Here is an 18,781-nt window from a genome sequence, read left to right as displayed (position 1 = left end):
ATTGCGGATAAACCTGTTCATTTGGGAAAAATCTCCAGCAATCGTGGCGCTATCTTTTCCAGTGCACGAATTTCAACCGCGGCATCAATCGCCGCAGCAGCCTTGGGCATGCCGTACACCGCACTGCTTTGCTGATCCTGCGCGATGGTCAGGTAACCCTGCTGACGCATGAGCTTAAGCCCTTGCGCCCCGTCGCGCCCCATCCCGGTCAATAAAACCCCGACGGCATCGCCATTCCAATAACTGGCGACACTCTCGAAAAACACATCGATCGAGGGCCGATAGATTTCGTTGACCGGCTCGGCGGTGTAGGCCAGCGTGCCGTTTTTCAATAAGCGAATATGGTGATTGGTGCCGGCCAGCAGCACCGCCCCGGCTTGCGGCGGTTCGCCCTCGCGGGCCAGACGCACATCGAGGCCGCTGGCGCTGGCCAGCCATTCGGCCATGCCGGCGGCGAACACCTGATCGACGTGCTGCACCAGCACAATTGCCGCCGAGAAATCCTTGGGCAAGCCCTTGAGCAGCAATTCCAGCGCCGCCGGGCCGCCCGCAGACGATCCGATCGCCACCAGCCGCTTGCACGAAGCGGAGCTGCGCTGGGGTGTCGGCGCCGGGCGTGAGCGTTGCGGCTTGTCGCCGATCAGCCAGCCAATATTGAGGATCTTGCGCAGCAACGGCGCCGCCGCTTCCTGCGCATTGCCAGCGCCGAGGGCTGGGGTATCGACCACGTCCAGCGCGCCGTGGCCCATGGCTTCGAAGACACGGTGCACGTTCTGCTGGCGGTCGACAGTGACGATGACGATCGCGCACGGCGTTTCGGCCATGATCCGCCGGGTGGCCTCGACGCCATCCATCACCGGCATGATCAGGTCCATCAGGATCAGGTCCGGGGTATTATCGGCGCACAGTTGCACCGCCTCGGCACCGTTGCGGGCGACCCAGACCACCTGATGCGCCGGTTCGAAGGCCAGCGCCCGGCGCAGGGCCTCCACCGCCATGGGCATGTCGTTGACGATTGCGATCTTCATGCCCGCGCTCCTCCGATAAGCTCGACCACTGCGTCGAGCAGGGCGTCGTCATGAAAACTGGCTTTGGCTAAATAATAGTCGGCACCGGCATCGAGGCCACGGCGGCGATCCTCTTCACGATCCTTGTACGACACGACCATCACCGGCAGCGATTGCAGACGGTTGTCGCGGCGCAGCAGGGTGACCAGTTCGATGCCGTCCATGCGCGGCATGTCGATGTCGGTGATCAGCAAATCGAAGTCCTCCGAACGCAGCGCGTTCCAACCGTCCATGCCGTCCACCGCCACCGCGACGTCGTAGCCGCGATTGAGCAGCAGTTTGCGTTGCAGCTCGCGCACGGTCAGCGAGTCGTCGACCACCAGCACGCGCTTGCGCGCCGCCTCGGCAGCCTGATTGCCATGACGGGCGATGCGCTCAAGGCGCCCGGTATTGAGCAGTTTGTCCACCGAACGCAGCATGTCTTCGACATCGACAATCAACACCACCGAGCCGTCGTCAAGTAACGCGCCAGCGGAGATGTCCTGCACTTTGCCCAGACGCTCGTCGAGTGGCAACACCACCAGCGTGCGCTCGCCAATGAAGCGCTCCACAGCAACCCCGTAAACCGCATCGCGCTCACGGATCACCACAACTTTAAGGGTTTCGCCACTGTTCTGGCTGGCCGGGCGGTTGAGCAACTGACTGGCTGCGACCAGCCCGACGTGCTGGCCTTCGTGCCAGAAATGCTGACGGCCTTCGACCTGCACGATGTCCTCCGGCGCCAGATCACACATGCGCTCGATGTGCGCCAGCGGGAAGGCATACGCTTCTTCGCCAACTTCCACCACCAGACTGCGCACCACCGACAAGGTCAGCGGCACTTCCAGATGAAAGCGACTGCCCTCGCCCGCCGTTTGCTCCAGCACCACCGCACCGCGCAACTGGCGAACCATGTGTTGAACAGCATCGAGGCCAACGCCCCGCCCGGACACTTCGGTGACGGTGTCGCGCAGGCTGAAACCGGGCAGAAAGAGGAAGGTCAGCAGCTCCTCTTCGCTTAGCTGCGCTGCGGTTTCGGCTGGGGATAACTGCCGTTCGACAATGCTGCGGCGGACCTTTTCCAGATCGACGCCATTGCCGTCATCGCTCAATTCCAGCACCAGCAGACCGGCCTGATGCGAGGCGCGCAGGCGGATCAGGCCCTCTTCTGATTTGCCTTTAAGCAGACGCTGCTCAGGGGTTTCGATGCCGTGATCGACAGCGTTGCGCAGCAAATGGGTGAGCGGCGCTTCGAGTTTTTCCAGGACATCGCGGTCGACCTGGGTTTTCTCGCCTTCGATCTCCAGGCGTACCTGTTTGCCAAGGCTGCGACCCAGATCCCGCACCATGCGCACTTGACCGGTGAGCACATCGGCGAAGGGCCGCATGCGGCACGCCAGCGCGGTGTCGTAGAGCACTTGCGCGCGCTGGCTGGCCTGCCAGGCGAATTCGTCGAGTTCGGCGTTTTTCTCGCTCAGCAGTTGCTGGGATTCGGCGAGCAAACGGCGCGCATCCTCCAAGGCTTCCAGCGCTTCCAGACTCAGCGCGTGTTCCTTGAGATGGACGTTGAGGTTTTCCAGCGCGCGCAGGCCGTTGTTCTGCATGCGCTTGAGACGCTGCATGGTCGCCAGGTGCGGCTTGAGCCGCTGGGTTTCCACCAGCGATTTACTCGACAGATCGAGCAGACTGTTCAGGCGTTCGGCGGTAACGCGCAAGACGCGTTCGCCACCTTCGGTGGTGCGTTTGTTTTTGCGTGGCGCCGATTCGGAGGATTCGACCGGCGCGTCCATGATAGGAGCTGGCGCGGGTTCAAACACCGGCGGTGCTTCAAGTTGCAACTCGGCCATCGGCGGCGCAACGAACGCTACAGGTGGTGTTGAAGGGTCAAGCAAACCCGCCATCAACGCTACGTAAGCTTCAATATCACTCGGCTGCGGTGCATTGGCCGGCGTGGCGATGCGCATCAGCAAATCGGTGCCCTGCAACAGCGCATCAATGTGCTCGGGCCGCAGCAGCAAGCGTCCTTCCTGCGCACTGACCAGGCAATCTTCCATGACATGGGCGACGCTGACACCGCTGTCGATGCCGACAATTCGCGCCGCACCTTTGAGCGAGTGCGCCGCACGCATGCACGATTCCAGCTGATCGGCCTGGGTCGGGTTGCGCTCCAGCGCCAGCAGCCCGGCGCTGAGTACTTGGGTCTGCGCTTCGGCTTCGAGGCTGAACAGCTCCAGCAGCGAGGCGTCGCGCATTTGCTCGGGGGTCATGTGAGGCTCCGGGTCACGGCGGACAACAACTGTTCTTCATCCAGCCAACGCAGGCTGCGACCGCGATATTGCAGAACGCCACGGGTGTATTTCGCGCTGGTTTGCGCGCCGGACTGCGATGCGGCGTCGAGAATGCGCTCGTCGATGGCATGAATGCCGTCGACCTCATCCACCGGCACCACCACCGGTCCGCCATGGGCGGCGATGATCAACATGCGCGGCATGATGCGCGCGCCGGTGGCTGGCGCGGCGTTGCCATCCAGATCAAGCAACTCAACCAACGACAGGCACGCCACCAGCGCGCCGCGCACATTCGCCACGCCGAGCAAGGCCCGCGAGCGCTGGTGCGGCAACGAGTGAATCGCCTGCAGCGGCGCGACTTCAACGAGGCTGCGCGTCGCCAGTCCCAGCCATTCTTCGCCGAGACGGAACATCAGCAACGAGCGGGTTTTCACATCACTTTCTACGGCAGTCGCCACCGGGTCGCGCTCGTCCTGCTGCAACGCATAACGGTCGAGCAAGCGCGTGGCAGCGGCGGAATACACCGAGCAATTGCGGCAATGAATGTGGTCTTCAAGCAGCGGACAGGACTTGTCGCCATGAATGCCGATGCGGTTCCAGCAATCGTCGATGGCCCGGGCGTCTTCGTGGGTGACGTTCAAGGTGTCGGACGGGATCATCGTTTACGCTCACTGTCGGCGGTGCGCCCGCTGCGGGCGGCGCGCTCCTGCAATCGTCTGGCACCGACGCTGTCGCCCTGGGCCTGCAGCAATGCGGCCAGGTGCATCAACGCTTCGGGATGTTGCGGTTCGAGGTACAACGCCTTGCGGTAGAAACCCTGGGCTTCGAGGGTCAGGCCGGCGACATCGCTGAGCAAGCCGAGCCAGTAAAAGACTTGGGCCACCGGTTCGTGGCTGCGCAAATACTGTTCGCACGCCGCCCGGGCTTCGGCGCTTTTGCCTTCGTTAGCCAGTGCGGCGATGTTGGCCAGCAACGTCGCCGCGTCCGGGTTCGCGCTTTTGCTGGCGGTTGGCAGTGGTGTTACGGCGGCAAACGGTCGATTGCGCATCGGCGCTGGCGGCATGCTGCGCTGCGGTTGGCTAATCGGCACCGCGATCGGTTTGGGTGTCGGCAGCGGTTCGGGATGCGGCTCACTGTGGCGACTGAAGGCAAAGGATTGCGGGATGCCGATCGAACGCATGCCCAACCGCCCGAGCAAACTGCCCTCGGCCGGGCCGATAAACAGCACGCCATCGAAGTGCGTCAGGCGCTTGAGCACCTCGAACACCAGTTTTTGCGTCGGCTGATCGAAATAGATCAGCAGGTTGCGGCAGAACACGAAATCGAACGCCGGCTCACTGGCCAGCAGCGTCGGATCGAGCACGTTGCCGACCTGCAAGCGCACTTGCTCACGCACGTTCTCGTTGACCCGATGGCCGTCCTGCTCAGGGGTGAAATGCCGTTCGCGAAAGTCCAGATCCTGGCCGCGAAACGAGTTTTTGCCATACAGCGCACGCCGCGCCTTCTCCACCGAGAGCGGGCTGACGTCCATGCCATCGACCTTGAACTGATGCGGTTTAAGCCCGGCATCGAGCAAAGCCATGACTATCGAATAGGGTTCTTCGCCGGTGGAGCACGGCAGGCTGAGGATGCGCAGCGCACGCATGTTGTTCAGCTCGGCGAGGCGATTGCGCGCCAGTTTGCCCAGCGTGGCGAAGGATTCCGGGTAACGGAAAAACCACGTTTCCGGGACGATCACTGCTTCGATCAGCGCCTGTTGCTCATCCCGTGAGCCTTGCAGCAATTGCCAATATTCATCGGCATGCGCGGCTTGCGAGAGCGTTGTGCGCTGGCGCACGGCCCGCTCGATGATCGCCGGGCCGACCGACGTCACATCGAGGCCGATGCGTTCCTTGAGAAAGTCGAAAAAACGCTGATCATTGCTCATGCCTGCGCCTCAAGCTGCGCCGGACTCAGCGGCGGATCGGGGAACAGCAAAGTACGCACGGCGTCATCGAGCAAGTCATTGACCCGTACCCATTGCACCAATCCGTGGGCATCTTCACGCACCGGGCCGAGGTAAGGCGCCTCGCGGTTGTCGAGGCCGTAAGGCTGAAACTCTTGCGGATGGCAACGCAGGGTGTCGGTGGCCTGTTCCAGAATCAGCCCGAGCCATTGCGCGGATTGCGATTCATCCGGCTGATAATTGACCAGCACCAGCCGGGTGCTGGTGCGCGCCTCGGCGGGATGGCCGAAGGTCAATGCGCTGAGGTCGATCACCGGCACCACCGCACCGCGATAGGCAAATACGCCAGCAACCCACTGCGGCGCCCGCGCAATCGGTTTCAACGGCAGGCGCGGCAGTACTTCCGCCACTTCGGTGGCGCGCAGGGCGTAACGTTCGCTACCGATGCGAAACAGCAGGAACAACGCCGGCTTCGCCACCTGCGCGGCGCTGCGTTTGGCGAGGATTTCGCTCATCAGACTTTAAATCGCGAAACGCCGCTGCGCAGCCCGACGGCCACCTGGCTCAGTTCGTCGATGGCGAAACTGGCTTGACGCAACGATTCGACGGTCTGGCTGCTGGCGTCGCCCAACTGCACCAGCGCATGGTTGATCTGCTCGGCACCGGTGGCCTGAGCCTGCATGCCTTCGTTGACCATCAACACCCGCGGCGCCAGCGCCTGCACTTGATGGATGATCTGCGACAGCTGCTCACCGACCTGCTGCACTTCGGACATGCCACGGCGCACTTCTTCAGAGAACTTGTCCATGCCCATCACCCCGGCAGACACCGCCGACTGGATCTCGCGAACCATCTGCTCGATGTCATACGTGGCCACGGCGGTCTGATCCGCCAGACGTCGCACCTCGGTGGCGACCACGGCAAAACCGCGACCGTATTCACCAGCCTTTTCAGCTTCGATGGCGGCGTTGAGCGACAACAGGTTGGTCTGGTCGGCGACCTTGACGATGGTCACCACCACCTGATTGATGTTGCCGGCCTTCTCGTTGAGGATCGCCAGTTTGGCGTTGACCAGATCGGCCGCGCCCATCACCGAGTGCATGGTGTCTTCCATGCGCGCCAGACCTTGCTGGCCGGAACCGGCCAGCACCGAGGCCTGATCGGCGGCGGTGGACACTTCGGTCATGGTGCGCACCAGATCGCGCGAAGTTGCCGCAATCTCACGGGACGTCGCGCCAATCTCTGTGGTGGTTGCGGCGGTTTCGGTGGCGGTGGCTTGTTGTTGCTTCGAGGTGGCGGCGATCTCGGTCACCGAGGTGGTCACCTGCACCGACGAGCGCTGCGCTTGGGACACCAGCGCGGTCAGCTCGGTCATCATGTCGTTGAAGCCGGTTTCGACGGCGCCGAATTCGTCCTTGCGATCGAGGTTCAGACGCGAACTGAGGTCACCGGTGCGCATGGTTTCGAGGATCTGCACAATGCGGTTCATCGGCGCCATGATTGCGCGCATCAACAACAGGCCGCACAGGCCGGCGGCCAGGACGGCGACCAACAGGGAAATGAACATGCTGACTTTGGCCGCGGCCACAGCGTCATCGATATTGTTCATGGCCTGGTCGGCGACTGTCTTGTTTTCGCCGATGATGTCGTTGAGCTTCATACGCCCGGAATACCAGGCTGGCGTGAGCTTGTCGTGGAACATCCTGACCGCGTCCGCTTCCAGGTTGCGTTTGTGCAGATCCAGCACGGCATCCTGAATCTGGATGTAGGCGTCGTGATACTTCTCGAACGCGGCGAACTCGACACGATCCTCGTCGGTCGCCATGGTTTTGCGATAGTTGGCCATCTGCTCCTGCAGACGCGCCTCGAACGCCTTGTAGTCGGCCGCGTCCTCGCTGGAAATCCCCTGGCCTTCCTTGAGCCCGAGCAGTTCCTGAGTCTGCAGATAACTATCGACCCACGCACCTCGAATCATCGAGCTGTAATAAACGCCGGGAATCGCGTCATCACGCACGCTGTTTTCACTGACCTCGATCTTCAACAGCCGTGAATACGAAACGACGACCATCAGCAACATGATGGCGATAATCACCGCAAAGCTCGCCAAAATGCGTTGGCGCAACGTCCAGTTCTTCACAGTGATTCCTCGTGCCTGATCGAAATGCGGGGAGTATAGCCGAGGGCGGTGTTTCATTTATAAGACGCTTTTTAACCCTCGGGCCCGTCCGGCATGGTTTGCGGGAGGGCTCTGGGGTGGGACTGTCCGACAATTGCAGGTGAGCATGCCAGTGGGGTACTGGCAAAAGGAGGCGATAGATCGGCCATGGCGTATGAAGTGAGGCTGAAACATCATCGCGAGCAGGCTCCGTGCACGCCGGAATAACCTGTGGGAGCGAGCCTGCTCGCGAAGAGGCCGGAACGGTCAACATCGATGTCGTCTGGCCCGGCGCTTTCGCGAGCAGGCTCGCTCCCACAGGGGGTTGCGATTGTTAAAGCACGCCGTCTCTACACAGAGGCCAGCCGCACCTGCTTCTCCAGCTCCGACTTCAACCCCGGCTCGAGCTTCAATTGCCGCGCCAGTTCATCCAGATAACTCTTCTCCATGAAGTTCTCCTCATCCACCAACATCACGCTGGCGATGTACATCTCCGCCGCCATCTCCGGCGTGCTCGCGGCGCGGGCGACGTCGGTCGGGTCGAGGGGTTTGTTGAGTTCGGCGTGCAGCCAGTGCTGTAGCTCCTGATCGTTATCGAGCTTGGTGAATTCGCCTTCGATCAGCTCACGTTCGCGGTCATCGATATGGCCGTCAGCTTTGGCAGCAGCGACCAGCGCCTTGAGAATGGCCTGGCTGTGTTGCTCGGCTTGTGCCGGTGGCAAACGGTCGAGGGTTTGCGGTTCGCGTTGTGGGGCGGTGCCCTTTTGCGCGTTGTAGTTGCCGTAAGCCTTGTACGCCAGCACACCCAGCGCCGCGAGACCGCCATAAATCGCGACTTTACCGCCGACCTTGCGCACTTTCTTGTTACCAAGCAGCAAGCCCATCGCACCTGCTGCCAATGCACCACCACCTGCACCTGACAGCAGACTGCCGAGGCCACCGGAGCCAGAGGCGCCGCCGAGCAAACCGCCTAAGCCACCGGCAGCCGGTTTGTTCTGCGTTCCGCCAGCCTTGTTCTGCAACAGATCCTGGCCAGATTTAAGCAGTTGATCGAGCAATCCACGGGTGTTCATGTTCCGCCTCCAAAACAGGGGTTATCCGGATCTATAAGGCCCTCAGCCTAGTTCGAAAGTGCCCCAGCCCGGCCCGCGAGTGTGCTTCCAGATGTTGCTCAGTACGCCCAAGCCGTTCGCAAAAATAGATATACACTCAGGCCAATCTATAAAAACCGCCCACTGGGTACCCTTCTCATGATGACCCTGCGTCAGATCCGTCACTTCATCGCCGTGGCCGAGACCGGCTCGATCTCTGCCGCCGCGCAAACCGCGTTTATTTCCCAATCGACCCTGACTCTGGCGATCCAGCAACTGGAAGAGGAAATCGGCGTCAGCCTGTTCAGCCGCCATGCCAAGGGCATGACGCTGACACATCAAGGTCATCAATTCCTGCGTCAGGCGCACCTGATTCTGGCGACCGTGGACAACGCCAAGCGCAGCCTTCAGCAGAGCACCGATCAGGTCGCCGGGCAGTTGATCGTCGGCGTAACCAGTCTGGTCGCCGGCTATTACCTGGCGGATTTGCTCACACGATTCCAACGCGCCTATCCCAACGTCGAAATCCGCGTGATGGAAGACGAGCGCCCTTACATCGAACATTTGCTGGTCAGCGGCGAGATCGATGTCGGCGTATTGATCCTCTCCAACCTCGAAGATCGCCACGCCTTGCAGACCGAAGTGCTGACCCACTCGCCGCACCGTTTGTGGCTCCCGGCCCAGCACCCACTGCTGGAGCACGACAGCATCAACCTCGCCGACGTTGCCCGCGAACCGCTGATTCAACTCAACGTCGATGAAATGGATCGCAACGCCCAGCGTTTCTGGCGCGGTTCCGGGCTGCAACCAAAAATCACCCTGAGAACCGCGTCCACCGAGGCGGTGCGAAGCCTGGTCGCCGCAGGTTTGGGCGTGTCGATTCAGCCGGACATGACTTATCGCCCATGGTCGCTGGAGGGCGACATCATCGAAGCGCGTCCGATCGCCGACCTCAATCAGACCTTGGACGTGGGCCTGGCCTGGCGCCGTGGCACTGCGCGCCCCGCTCTTGTCGACCCATTCCTGACCGTGGCCCGCGAACAACCCCACGGCGGACGCAAGCCATCTATTTAATCGAATGCTGCCTTCAGTATTTAGAATTTGTCGACCTCGGAGCCGCGCACTAGTCTTGCTGCATCTATAAGACGGTCGGCTCCCGATATCAGGGAGCAACAATGGCCACACAAGAAAAGAGATCGCGGAAAATGGCTGGCGTGCAGACCCCGATGTGTACCGCGTTGTTGATCGATGGCGAATTGGTCGCCGGGGAAGGTTTTGTCGAGCCGATTCTCAACCCCGCCACCGGTGAAATCCTCACGCACATCGCCGAGGCCAGCACCGAGCAAGTCGAAGCCGCCATCCTCGCCGCCCACCGCGCCTTCGCCGAATGGTCGCGCACCACGCCGCAGCAACGTTCCAACCTGCTGCTCGACATCGCCAACGCCGTGGAAAAACACGCCGACCACCTCGCCCGCCTCGAATCGCTGAACTGCGGCAAGCCTTTGCACCTAGCGCGTCAGGACGATCTGACGGCGACCGTCGATGTATTCCGTTTCTTCGCCGGCGCGGTGCGTTGCCAGACTGGTCAGTTGAGCGGCGAATACCTGCCGGGCTACACCAGCATGGTGCGCCGCGATCCGATTGGCGTGATCGCCTCGATTGCGCCGTGGAACTACCCGATCATGATGGCCGCGTGGAAAATCGCCCCGGCCCTCGCCGCCGGCAACACGCTGGTGTTCAAGCCCTCCGAACACACGCCGCTGTCGATCCTCGCCCTGGCGCCGGCGCTGGCCGAAATCCTCCCGCGCGGGGTGATCAACATCATCTGCGGTGGCGGCGAAGGCGTCGGCAGCCATTTGGTCGGCCACGCCAAAGTGCGAATGGTCTCGCTGACCGGCGATATCGTCACCGGACAGAAAATCCTCCAGGCCGCCGCGAAAACCCTGAAACGCACGCACCTCGAACTCGGCGGCAAAGCCCCGGTGATCGTCTGCAACGACGCTGACATTCAGGCCGTGGTCGAAGGCGTGCGCACCTACGGTTACTACAACGCTGGCCAAGACTGCACCGCCGCCTGCCGGATCTACGCGCAAGCCGGGATTCACGACAAATTGGTCGCCGAACTCGGCGCCGCCGTCAGCAGCCTGCGCTTCGCCGGCAAACGTGATGCCGATAATGAGATCGGCCCGCTGATCAGCACCCGCCAGCGCGACCGCGTCGCCAGTTTCGTCGAGCGCGCCCTCGGTCAGCCGCACATCGAACGCGTGACCGGTGCGGCGGTGCATTCCGGCGCCGGTTTCTACTATCAGCCGACGCTGCTCGCCGGTTGCAAACAGAGCGACGAAATCGTCCAGCGCGAAGTGTTCGGCCCGGTGGTCACCGTGACCCGTTTCGACGAACTCGCGCAGGCCGTCGACTGGGCCAACGACTCCGAATACGGCCTTGCCTCGTCGGTGTGGACACAGAACCTGGACAAGGCCATGCAAGTCGCCGCGCGCCTGCAGTACGGCTGCACATGGATCAACAGCCATTTCATGCTGGTCAGCGAAATGCCCCACGGCGGGCTGAAACGCTCCGGTTACGGCAAAGACTTATCCAGTGATTCGCTTCAGGACTACAGCGTGGTGCGGCACATCATGGCCCGCCACGGCCAGCATCTCTGACTACGCTAATAACAAGCCGCCAACGGCATGCTTCACCGCGTTCACAACTGCCCCGACCATAATTTAAAGAAGAGGGTTCAACCATGTTCGTGCACAAGACCGCACTGCTCAGTGCAATCACCACGGCCCTGCTGGCCAGTGCCAGCCTGCAAGCGGCCGAGCCGTTAAAGGCTGTCGGTGCTGGCGAAGGTCAGCTGGATATCGTTGCGTGGCCGGGTTACATCGAACGTGGCGAGAGCGACAAAGCCTACGACTGGGTGACCGGTTTCGAAAAAGAAACCGGCTGCAAGGTCAATGTAAAAACCGCCGCCACCTCGGACGAAATGGTCAGCCTGATGGCCAAGGGCGGTTATGACCTGGTCACCGCGTCGGGCGATGCGTCGCTGCGGTTGATCGTCGGCAAGCGTGTGCAACCGATCAACACTGCGTTGATCCCGAACTGGAACACCCTCGACCCGCGCCTCAAAGATGCGCCGTGGTACGTGGTCAACAACCAGACTTACGGCACCCCGTACCAGTGGGGCCCGAACGTGCTGATGTACAACACCAACGTATTCAAGACCGCGCCGACCAGTTGGAACGTGGTGTTTTCCGCGCAGGATCTGCCCGACGGCAAGCCGAACAAGGGCCGCGTGCAGGCCTATGACGGGCCGATCTACATCGCCGATGCGGCGCTGTATCTGAAATCGACCAAGCCCGAATTGGGCATCAAGGATCCGTACCAACTCACCGAAGATCAGTACAAAGCCGTGCTCGATCTGTTGCGCGCGCAGCAGCCGCTGATCCACCGCTACTGGCACGACACCACGGTGCAGATGAGCGACTTCAAAAACGAAGGCGTGGTGGCGTCGAGTGCTTGGCCGTATCAGGTCAATGGTTTGATGAACGAGAAGCAGCCGATTGCTTCGACCATTCCGAAAGAAGGCGCTACGGGTTGGGCCGACACCACCATGTTGCACGCCGAGGCCAAACACCCGAACTGCGCGTACAAGTGGATGGACTGGTCGCTGAAGCCAAAAGTACAGGGTGATGTGGCGGCGTGGTTTGGTTCATTGCCAGCGGTGCCAGCGGCGTGCAAAGAGAGCGAATTGCTCGGCGCTGAAGGCTGCAAAACCAACGGTTTCGACCAGTTCGACAAAATCGCCTTCTGGAAAACCCCGCAGGCTGAGGGCGGCAAGTTTGTGCCCTATAGCCGTTGGACTCAGGACTACATTGCGATCATGGGCGGCCGCTAAGCCCGGGAGCACCTCGGTCTAGCTCCCTTTCCCCCTCGCCCCCCTGGGGGAGAGGGCTGGGGTGAGGGGGTAGCTTTTGCCTTTGCTCTTGATTGAAGGGCAACGGCCAATAAAGCCACCCTCACCCCCCGCCCTCTCCCGGAGGGAGAGGGAGCTAAAAGCAATTTCAGCGCCCTGCACACCTACTGTAGGAGCTGCCGCAGGCTGCGATCTTTTCGACGCACACACGACTTTTTTGAAAGCCCGTTTTACCGGAGCACCGCACCATGACGCTTGCAGTCCAGTTCACCAACGTTTCCCGGCAGTTCGGCGACGTAAAAGCCGTTGACCGGGTTTCCATCGATATCGAGGACGGCGAGTTCTTTTCCATGCTCGGCCCATCCGGCTCGGGCAAGACCACCTGCCTGCGGCTGATCGCCGGGTTCGAACAACCGAGCGCCGGTTCGATCCGCATCCACGGCGCCGAAGCGGCGGGTTTGCCGCCGTATCAACGTGACGTCAACACAGTGTTTCAGGATTACGCGTTGTTCCCGCACATGAACGTCCTCGACAACGTCGCCTACGGTTTAAAGGTCAAAGGCGTCGGCAAAAACGAGCGGCATAAACGCGCCGAAGAAGCCTTGGACATGGTCGCCCTCGGCGGTTACGGCGCCCGCAAACCGGTGCAGTTGTCCGGCGGTCAGCGCCAGCGTGTGGCCCTCGCCCGCGCCTTGGTCAATCGTCCGCGCGTGCTGTTGCTCGACGAGCCTTTGGGCGCCCTCGATCTGAAACTGCGCGAGCAAATGCAAAGCGAACTGAAGAAGCTGCAACGCCAGCTCGGCATCACCTTCATCTTCGTCACCCACGATCAAACCGAAGCGCTGTCGATGTCCGATCGCGTCGCCGTGTTCAACAAGGGCCGCATCGAGCAGGTCGACACGCCGCGCAATCTGTACATGAAACCGACCACCACATTTGTCGCTGAATTCGTCGGCACCTCGAACGTGATTCGTGGCGATCTAGCGCGCCAGATCAGCGGCCATCCCCAGCCGTTTTCGATCCGCCCGGAACACGTGCGGTTTGCCGAAGGCCCGCTGGCCAGTCACGAAATCGAAGTCAGCGGCCTGCTCCACGACATTCAGTACCAAGGCAGCGCCACCCGTTATGAATTGAAGCTGGAGAACGGTCAGACCCTGAGCATCAGCCACGCCAACAATCAGTGGGTCGATAGCAGCGCACAACACCAGACCGGCCAGCGTCTGAGCGCGCGTTGGGCGCGGGAAGCGATGATTCCGTTGCACGACACCGTGACGAGCGGGGTGTGACATGAGCACGCTCGCGATGACTGCATCGCCGCCGTTGCGCCGGTTTTCCAACCTGCTCTACCGCAAGCCCAACCTGTACTTGTCGATGCTGCTGGTGCCGCCGCTGCTGTGGTTTGGCGCGATCTACCTCGGCTCGCTGCTGGTGCTGTTGTGGCAGGGTTTCTACACCTTCGACGACTTCACCATGGCGGTCACCCCTGACCTGACCCTGGCGAATTTTGCCGCGCTGTTTCAACCGTCGAACTTCGACATCATCCTGCGCACGCTGAGCATGGCCATCGTCGTGTCGATCGCCAGCGCCATCGTCGCGTTCCCGATCGCCTATTACATGGCGCGCTACACCACGGGCAAGACCAAGGCGTTTTTCTACATCGCGGTGATGATGCCGATGTGGGCCAGTTACATTGTCAAGGCGTATGCGTGGACGTTGCTGTTGGCCAAGGGCGGCGTGGCGCAATGGTTTGTGCAGCACCTTGGATTGGAGCCGGTGTTGCAGTTCATTCTGGGGATTCCCGGCGTCGGTGGCAGCACCTTGTCGACCTCGCATCTGGGGCGGTTCATGGTGTTTGTCTATATCTGGCTGCCATTCATGATCCTGCCGATTCAGGCGTCGCTGGAACGTCTGCCGCCATCGCTGTTGCAGGCCTCCGCTGACCTTGGCGCCAAGCCGCGTCAGACCTTTATGCAGGTGATTTTGCCGCTGTCGATTCCGGGCATCGCGGCGGGTTCGATCTTCACGTTTTCGCTGACCTTGGGTGATTTCATCGTGCCGCAACTGGTCGGGCCGCCGGGCTATTTTGTCGGCAGCATGGTGTACGCGCAGCAAGGTGCGATCGGCAATATGCCGATGGCCGCCGCGTTTACGTTGGTGCCGATTGTGTTGATCGCGGTTTACCTTTCGATCGTCAAACGACTGGGGGCTTTCGATGCGCTCTAATTCAGAAAAGCAGGGGGAGAAAGCCTCTCTAGGCCTGAAAATAGCAGCCTGGGGCGGGTTGGTGTTTCTGCACTTCCCGATCCTGATCATCTTCCTTTACGCCTTCAACACCGAGGAAGCCGCGTTCAGCTTTCCACCGAAGGGCTTCACGTTGCACTGGTTCAGCGTGACGTTTTCGCGACCGGATGTTCTGGAGTCGATCAAGCTGTCGCTGCAAATCGCCGCCATCGCCACATTGATTGCGATGGTGCTCGGCACGCTCGCATCGGCCGCTTTGTACCGCCGGGATTTCTTCGGCAAACAAGGCATTTCACTGATGCTGATTTTGCCGATCGCGCTGCCGGGGATCATCACCGGGATCGCGCTGCTGGCGACGTTCAAGACGCTGGGGATCGAGCCGGGGATGTTCACCATCATTGTCGGCCACGCGACCTTCTGCGTGGTGATCGTCTACAACAACGTCATCGCCCGCCTGCGCCGTACTTCGCACAGTTTGATTGAGGCCTCAATGGACCTCGGCGCCGATGGCTGGCAGACCTTTCGCTACATCATCCTGCCCAATCTCGGCTCGGCGTTGCTGGCCGGCGGCATGTTGGCGTTTGCGCTGTCGTTCGACGAAATCATCGTCACCACGTTTACCGCCGGGCATGAGCGCACGTTGCCGTTGTGGCTGCTCAATCAACTGAGCCGGCCACGGGATGTGCCGGTGACCAACGTCGTCGCCATGCTGGTGATGATGGTGACCATGTTGCCGATCCTCGGCGCGTACTACCTGACGCGTGGCGGCGAGAGTGTCGCCGGTAGCGGCGGCAAATAACCGAACAACTGAAGAAACCGAATCCCGTGTAGGAGCTGCCGAAGGCTGCGATCCTTTGATCTTGATCTTCAAAGCAACATCAAAAGATCGCAGCCTTCGGCAGCTCCTACATGGGTTCGGTTTCCGCAGAACAATAAAAGTATTAGTGAGGACAACAGACATGCAAACCAAACTCCTGATCAACGGCCAACTGGTCAACGGCGAAGGCCCGGCGCAACCGGTGCTCAACCCTTCACTTGGCGAAGTCCTGGTAGAAATCAACGAAGCCAGCGAAGCCCAGGTCGATGCCGCCGTGCGCGCCGCCGACAACGCCTTCGCCGACTGGTCGCAAACCGCGCCGAAAGACCGTTCGCTGCTGCTGCTCAAACTCGCCGACGCCATCGAAGCCCACGGCGAAGAACTGGCCAAGCTCGAATCCGATAACTGCGGCAAACCCTACAGCGCCGCGCTCAACGACGAGATTCCGGCGATTGCCGACGTGTTCCGCTTCTTCGCCGGCGCCAGCCGTTGCATGAGCGGCTCGGCCGGCGGCGAATACCTGCCCGGCCACACCTCGATGATCCGCCGCGACCCGGTCGGTGTGATCGCCTCCATCGCGCCGTGGAACTACCCGCTGATGATGGTCGCCTGGAAAATCGCCCCGGCGCTGGCGGCCGGTAATACCGTGGTGCTCAAGCCATCGGAACAAACCCCGCTGACCGCGTTGCGTCTGGCCGAACTGGCGTCGGAAATCTTCCCGGCCGGCGTACTCAATCTGGTATTTGGTCGCGGTCCTACCGTTGGCAGTCCGTTGGTTACCCATCCGAAAGTGCGCATGGTTTCGCTGACCGGCTCCATCGCCACGGGCGCCAACATCATTTCCAGCACTGCCGACAGCGTTAAACGCATGCACATGGAACTGGGCGGCAAGGCGCCGGTGATCATCTTCGACGACGCCGATATCGATGCGGCGGTGGAAGGTATTCGTACCTTCGGTTTCTACAACGCCGGGCAGGACTGCACCGCCGCGTGCCGGATCTATGCGCAGCAAGGTATCTACGACAAGTTCGTCGAGAAACTCGGCGCGGCGGTCAGCAGCATCAAGTACGGCTTGCAGGATGATCCGTCGACTGAGCTGGGGCCGCTGATCACAGCGCAACATCGCGATCGCGTTGCCGGGTTTGTCGAGCGTGCTGTGGCGCAATCGCACATTCGTTTGATCACTGGTGGCAAGGCTGTTGACGGTAACGGCTTCTTCTTTGAACCGACGGTGTTGGCCGATGCGCAGCAGGACGATGAAATCGTCCGCCGCGAAGTGTTTGGGCCGGTGGTTTCGGTGACCAAATTTACTGATGAAGCGCAGGCGCTGGAGTGGGCCAACGATTCGGACTACGGCCTCGCCTCCTCCGTGTGGACGGCAGATGTCGGACGCGCGCATCGCCTGTCGGCGCGTTTGCAGTACGGCTGCACGTGGGTGAATACGCACTTCATGCTTGTCAGCGAAATGCCCCATGGCGGTCAGAAATTGTCCGGCTACGGGAAAGACATGTCCATGTATGGGCTGGAGGACTACACCACGGTTCGGCATGTGATGTTCAAGCATTAACAGCGAAAAGATCGCAGCCTGCGGCAGCTCCTACATGATGGACGCCGCTCTTCTGTAGGAGCTGCCGCAGGCTGCGATCTTTTCCGCGACACACGGACGATGTCGGCGATCCACCACCAGGCTTCACCGAAACCAAAACAATAACTACCGAACCGGGCGGCGCCCACAAAGCCCCGCCACGGCCTCGGCCATCCGAAATCTGCCGATTTCACGGAGCAATCACACATGAGTGCCTCACCCGATCTCGCCGCAGCCGTTGCCGACAGCGATGCCGAACAACTGCGCAAACTGGGCTACACCTCGAACTTCAACCGCAGCATGAGCCTGTGGGAAAACTTCGCGTTGGGCTTCACTTATCTGTCACCGGTCGTAGGGGTTTATACCCTCTTCGGCCTGTGCCTCGCCGCCGGCGGCCCACCGATGTTCTGGGCCTACTTGCTGGTCGGTTGCGGCCAGTTGCTGGTGTGCCTGATCTTCGGCGAAGTGGTTTCGCAGTTCCCGATTTCCGGCGGGGTTTACCCTTGGGCACGCCGATTGGTCGGTAAAAAATGGGCATGGATGGTCGGCTGGATCTACTCCATCGCCCTGTGCGTCACCATTGCTGCAGTTGCGGTCGGCGCTGGCCCGTACCTGGCCGCCATGCTCGGCTTTGAGCCAAGCAACAACACCAACATCGTCATCGCCCTGGTGCTGACCCTGTTCGCCACACTGGTCAACCTCAGCGGCACCAAAGTGCTGGCGCGCATTGCCATGTTCGGCTTTCTCTGCGAACTGGTCGGCGCGGTGATCGTCGGTGTTTACCTGCTGGTGTTCGAACGCCATCAACCGCTGAGCGTGCTGTTCAACACCTTCGACATCAGCGTCGACGGCTCGTACCTGCCGGCGTTCCTCACTGCCTCGCTGGCGGGAATGTTCCTCTACTACGGCTTCGAGGCTTGCGGCGACGTCGCCGAAGAAACCCCGAACCCGAGCGCAAAAATCCCGGTGGCCATGCGCATGACCATCTACATCGGCGGCATCGCGGCGATGTTCGCCTGCCTGGCGCTGATCCTCGCCGTGCCGGACATGCAAGCGGTGATCAACGGCACCGACAAAGACCCGGTCACCACCATCCTCAACAACGCCTTCGGCCCGGTCGGCTCGAAAGTGGTGATGGGCGTGGTAATGATTTCCTTCATCTCCTGCGTCATCAGCCTGCAAGCCGCGGCGAGTCGTCTGCTGTACTCCTACGCTCGCGACGAAATGGTCATCGGCAGCCGACTGCTGAAAAAGATTTCTCCTACCACCCAAGTACCGGTTGCCGCACTGTTCGTGTCCGGCGTCCTGCCGGCCCTGATCATCGCCCTCGGTTTCTTCCTGCAAGACGCCGTGGCCACCATCGTCAGCTTCGCCGCCATCGGCATCTACCTCGCGTTCCAGATGATCGTGCTGGCCGCGCTGTACGCCCGCAGCAAAGGCTGGAAACCCAGCGGCAAATTCACCCTTGGCGCATGGGGCTGGCCGGTGAACATCGGCGCGCTGGTGTACGGCGTTGGCGCCATCATCAACATGGCTTGGCCACGTACGCCGGATGCAGCGTGGTATGTGAACTATGCGATGGTGTTGAGTACTGCGATCGTGATTGGTTTGGGGCTGGTTTATATGTGGATTGGCAAGCCGTATGACCATGGCAAGGCGCCGGCTGGGGATGCGTGGAAGGTGAGTCGCTAAGAGCC

Annotated in this window: 15 protein-coding genes; 8 read left to right on the top strand and 7 right to left on the bottom strand. The window is 61.1% G+C overall.

The annotated features are described in order from the left end of the window. Positions 1–17: 17 nt before the first annotated feature. The 7 genes from M5G26_RS01315 to M5G26_RS01285 form a co-directional block, all read right to left on the bottom strand. Positions 18–1,028 (bottom strand): chemotaxis response regulator protein-glutamate methylesterase, encoded by a 1,011-nt coding sequence (locus tag M5G26_RS01315; RefSeq protein WP_273914254.1) that lies wholly within the window; start codon positions 1,026–1,028, stop codon positions 18–20. Continuing rightward, complete coding sequence (locus tag M5G26_RS01310; protein WP_122600879.1) at positions 1,025–3,313, bottom strand: hybrid sensor histidine kinase/response regulator; 2,289 nt, start codon at positions 3,311–3,313, stop codon at positions 1,025–1,027. The genes M5G26_RS01315 and M5G26_RS01310 overlap by 4 nt, the downstream gene beginning before the upstream one ends. After that, on the bottom strand, positions 3,310–3,993 hold the full coding sequence (locus M5G26_RS01305; RefSeq protein ID WP_134174854.1) for a chemotaxis protein CheW: 684 nt from the start codon (positions 3,991–3,993) through the stop codon (positions 3,310–3,312). The genes M5G26_RS01310 and M5G26_RS01305 overlap by 4 nt, the downstream gene beginning before the upstream one ends. After that, complete coding sequence (locus M5G26_RS01300; protein ID WP_273914253.1) at positions 3,990–5,261, bottom strand: CheR family methyltransferase; 1,272 nt, start codon at positions 5,259–5,261, stop codon at positions 3,990–3,992. Before M5G26_RS01300 ends, M5G26_RS01305 begins: the two co-directional genes overlap by 4 nt. Then, positions 5,258–5,794 (bottom strand): chemotaxis protein CheW, encoded by a 537-nt coding sequence (locus M5G26_RS01295; RefSeq protein ID WP_134174850.1) that lies wholly within the window; start codon positions 5,792–5,794, stop codon positions 5,258–5,260. Before M5G26_RS01295 ends, M5G26_RS01300 begins: the two co-directional genes overlap by 4 nt. Next, positions 5,794–7,416 (bottom strand): methyl-accepting chemotaxis protein, encoded by a 1,623-nt coding sequence (locus M5G26_RS01290; RefSeq protein ID WP_095112550.1) that lies wholly within the window; start codon positions 7,414–7,416, stop codon positions 5,794–5,796. The genes M5G26_RS01295 and M5G26_RS01290 overlap by 1 nt, the downstream gene beginning before the upstream one ends. Before the next feature lie 368 nt (positions 7,417–7,784). Continuing rightward, positions 7,785–8,507: a tellurite resistance TerB family protein gene (locus M5G26_RS01285; protein ID WP_134174846.1), complete on the bottom strand. Its 723-nt coding sequence runs from the start codon at positions 8,505–8,507 to the stop codon at positions 7,785–7,787. A 177-nt stretch (positions 8,508–8,684) separates the two neighbouring features. Between M5G26_RS01285 and M5G26_RS01280 the strand changes: the two genes are divergently transcribed. From M5G26_RS01280 to M5G26_RS01245, 8 genes are all read left to right on the top strand, one after another. Beyond that, the gene (locus tag M5G26_RS01280; protein ID WP_007949637.1) at positions 8,685–9,599 is read left to right on the top strand and encodes a LysR family transcriptional regulator; all 915 of its coding nucleotides are present in this window, start codon (positions 8,685–8,687) and stop codon (positions 9,597–9,599) included. A 131-nt stretch (positions 9,600–9,730) separates the two neighbouring features. Next, positions 9,731–11,188, top strand: coding sequence for a gamma-aminobutyraldehyde dehydrogenase (locus tag M5G26_RS01275; RefSeq protein WP_273914448.1), 1,458 nt, complete (start codon positions 9,731–9,733; stop codon positions 11,186–11,188). 83 nt (positions 11,189–11,271) lie between these two features. Continuing rightward, positions 11,272–12,423 carry a putative ABC transporter substrate-binding protein YdcS gene (ydcS, locus tag M5G26_RS01270; protein ID WP_273914252.1) on the top strand — a complete coding sequence of 384 codons (1,152 nt, stop codon included), beginning with the start codon at positions 11,272–11,274 and terminating at the stop codon, positions 12,421–12,423. A gap of 266 nt (positions 12,424–12,689) precedes the next feature. Next, positions 12,690–13,727, top strand: a complete 1,038-nt coding sequence (locus M5G26_RS01265; RefSeq protein ID WP_273914251.1) for an ABC transporter ATP-binding protein — start codon at positions 12,690–12,692, stop codon at positions 13,725–13,727. A 16-nt stretch (positions 13,728–13,743) separates the two neighbouring features. Then, positions 13,744–14,664, top strand: coding sequence for an ABC transporter permease (locus tag M5G26_RS01260; protein ID WP_007908947.1), 921 nt, complete (start codon positions 13,744–13,746; stop codon positions 14,662–14,664). Beyond that, entirely contained in the window at positions 14,654–15,481 is an 828-nt protein-coding gene (locus M5G26_RS01255) for an ABC transporter permease (protein ID WP_273914250.1), read from the top strand. Before M5G26_RS01260 ends, M5G26_RS01255 begins: the two co-directional genes overlap by 11 nt. 160 nt (positions 15,482–15,641) lie before the next feature. Further along, a complete protein-coding gene (locus M5G26_RS01250; protein ID WP_273914249.1) occupies positions 15,642–17,066 on the top strand; it encodes a gamma-aminobutyraldehyde dehydrogenase in 1,425 nt (474 codons plus the stop codon). A 225-nt stretch (positions 17,067–17,291) separates the two neighbouring features. Beyond that, positions 17,292–18,776 carry an APC family permease gene (locus M5G26_RS01245; RefSeq protein ID WP_093436757.1) on the top strand — a complete coding sequence of 495 codons (1,485 nt, stop codon included), beginning with the start codon at positions 17,292–17,294 and terminating at the stop codon, positions 18,774–18,776. The last annotated feature ends 5 nt before the right edge of the window (positions 18,777–18,781 follow it).

Source organism: Pseudomonas sp. TNT2022 ID642, from assembly GCF_028656995.1.
GTDB lineage: Bacteria > Pseudomonadota > Gammaproteobacteria > Pseudomonadales > Pseudomonadaceae > Aquipseudomonas.
Note: the sequence above shows the minus strand (reverse complement) of the source record. Positions and strands in the feature narration are given on the sequence as shown.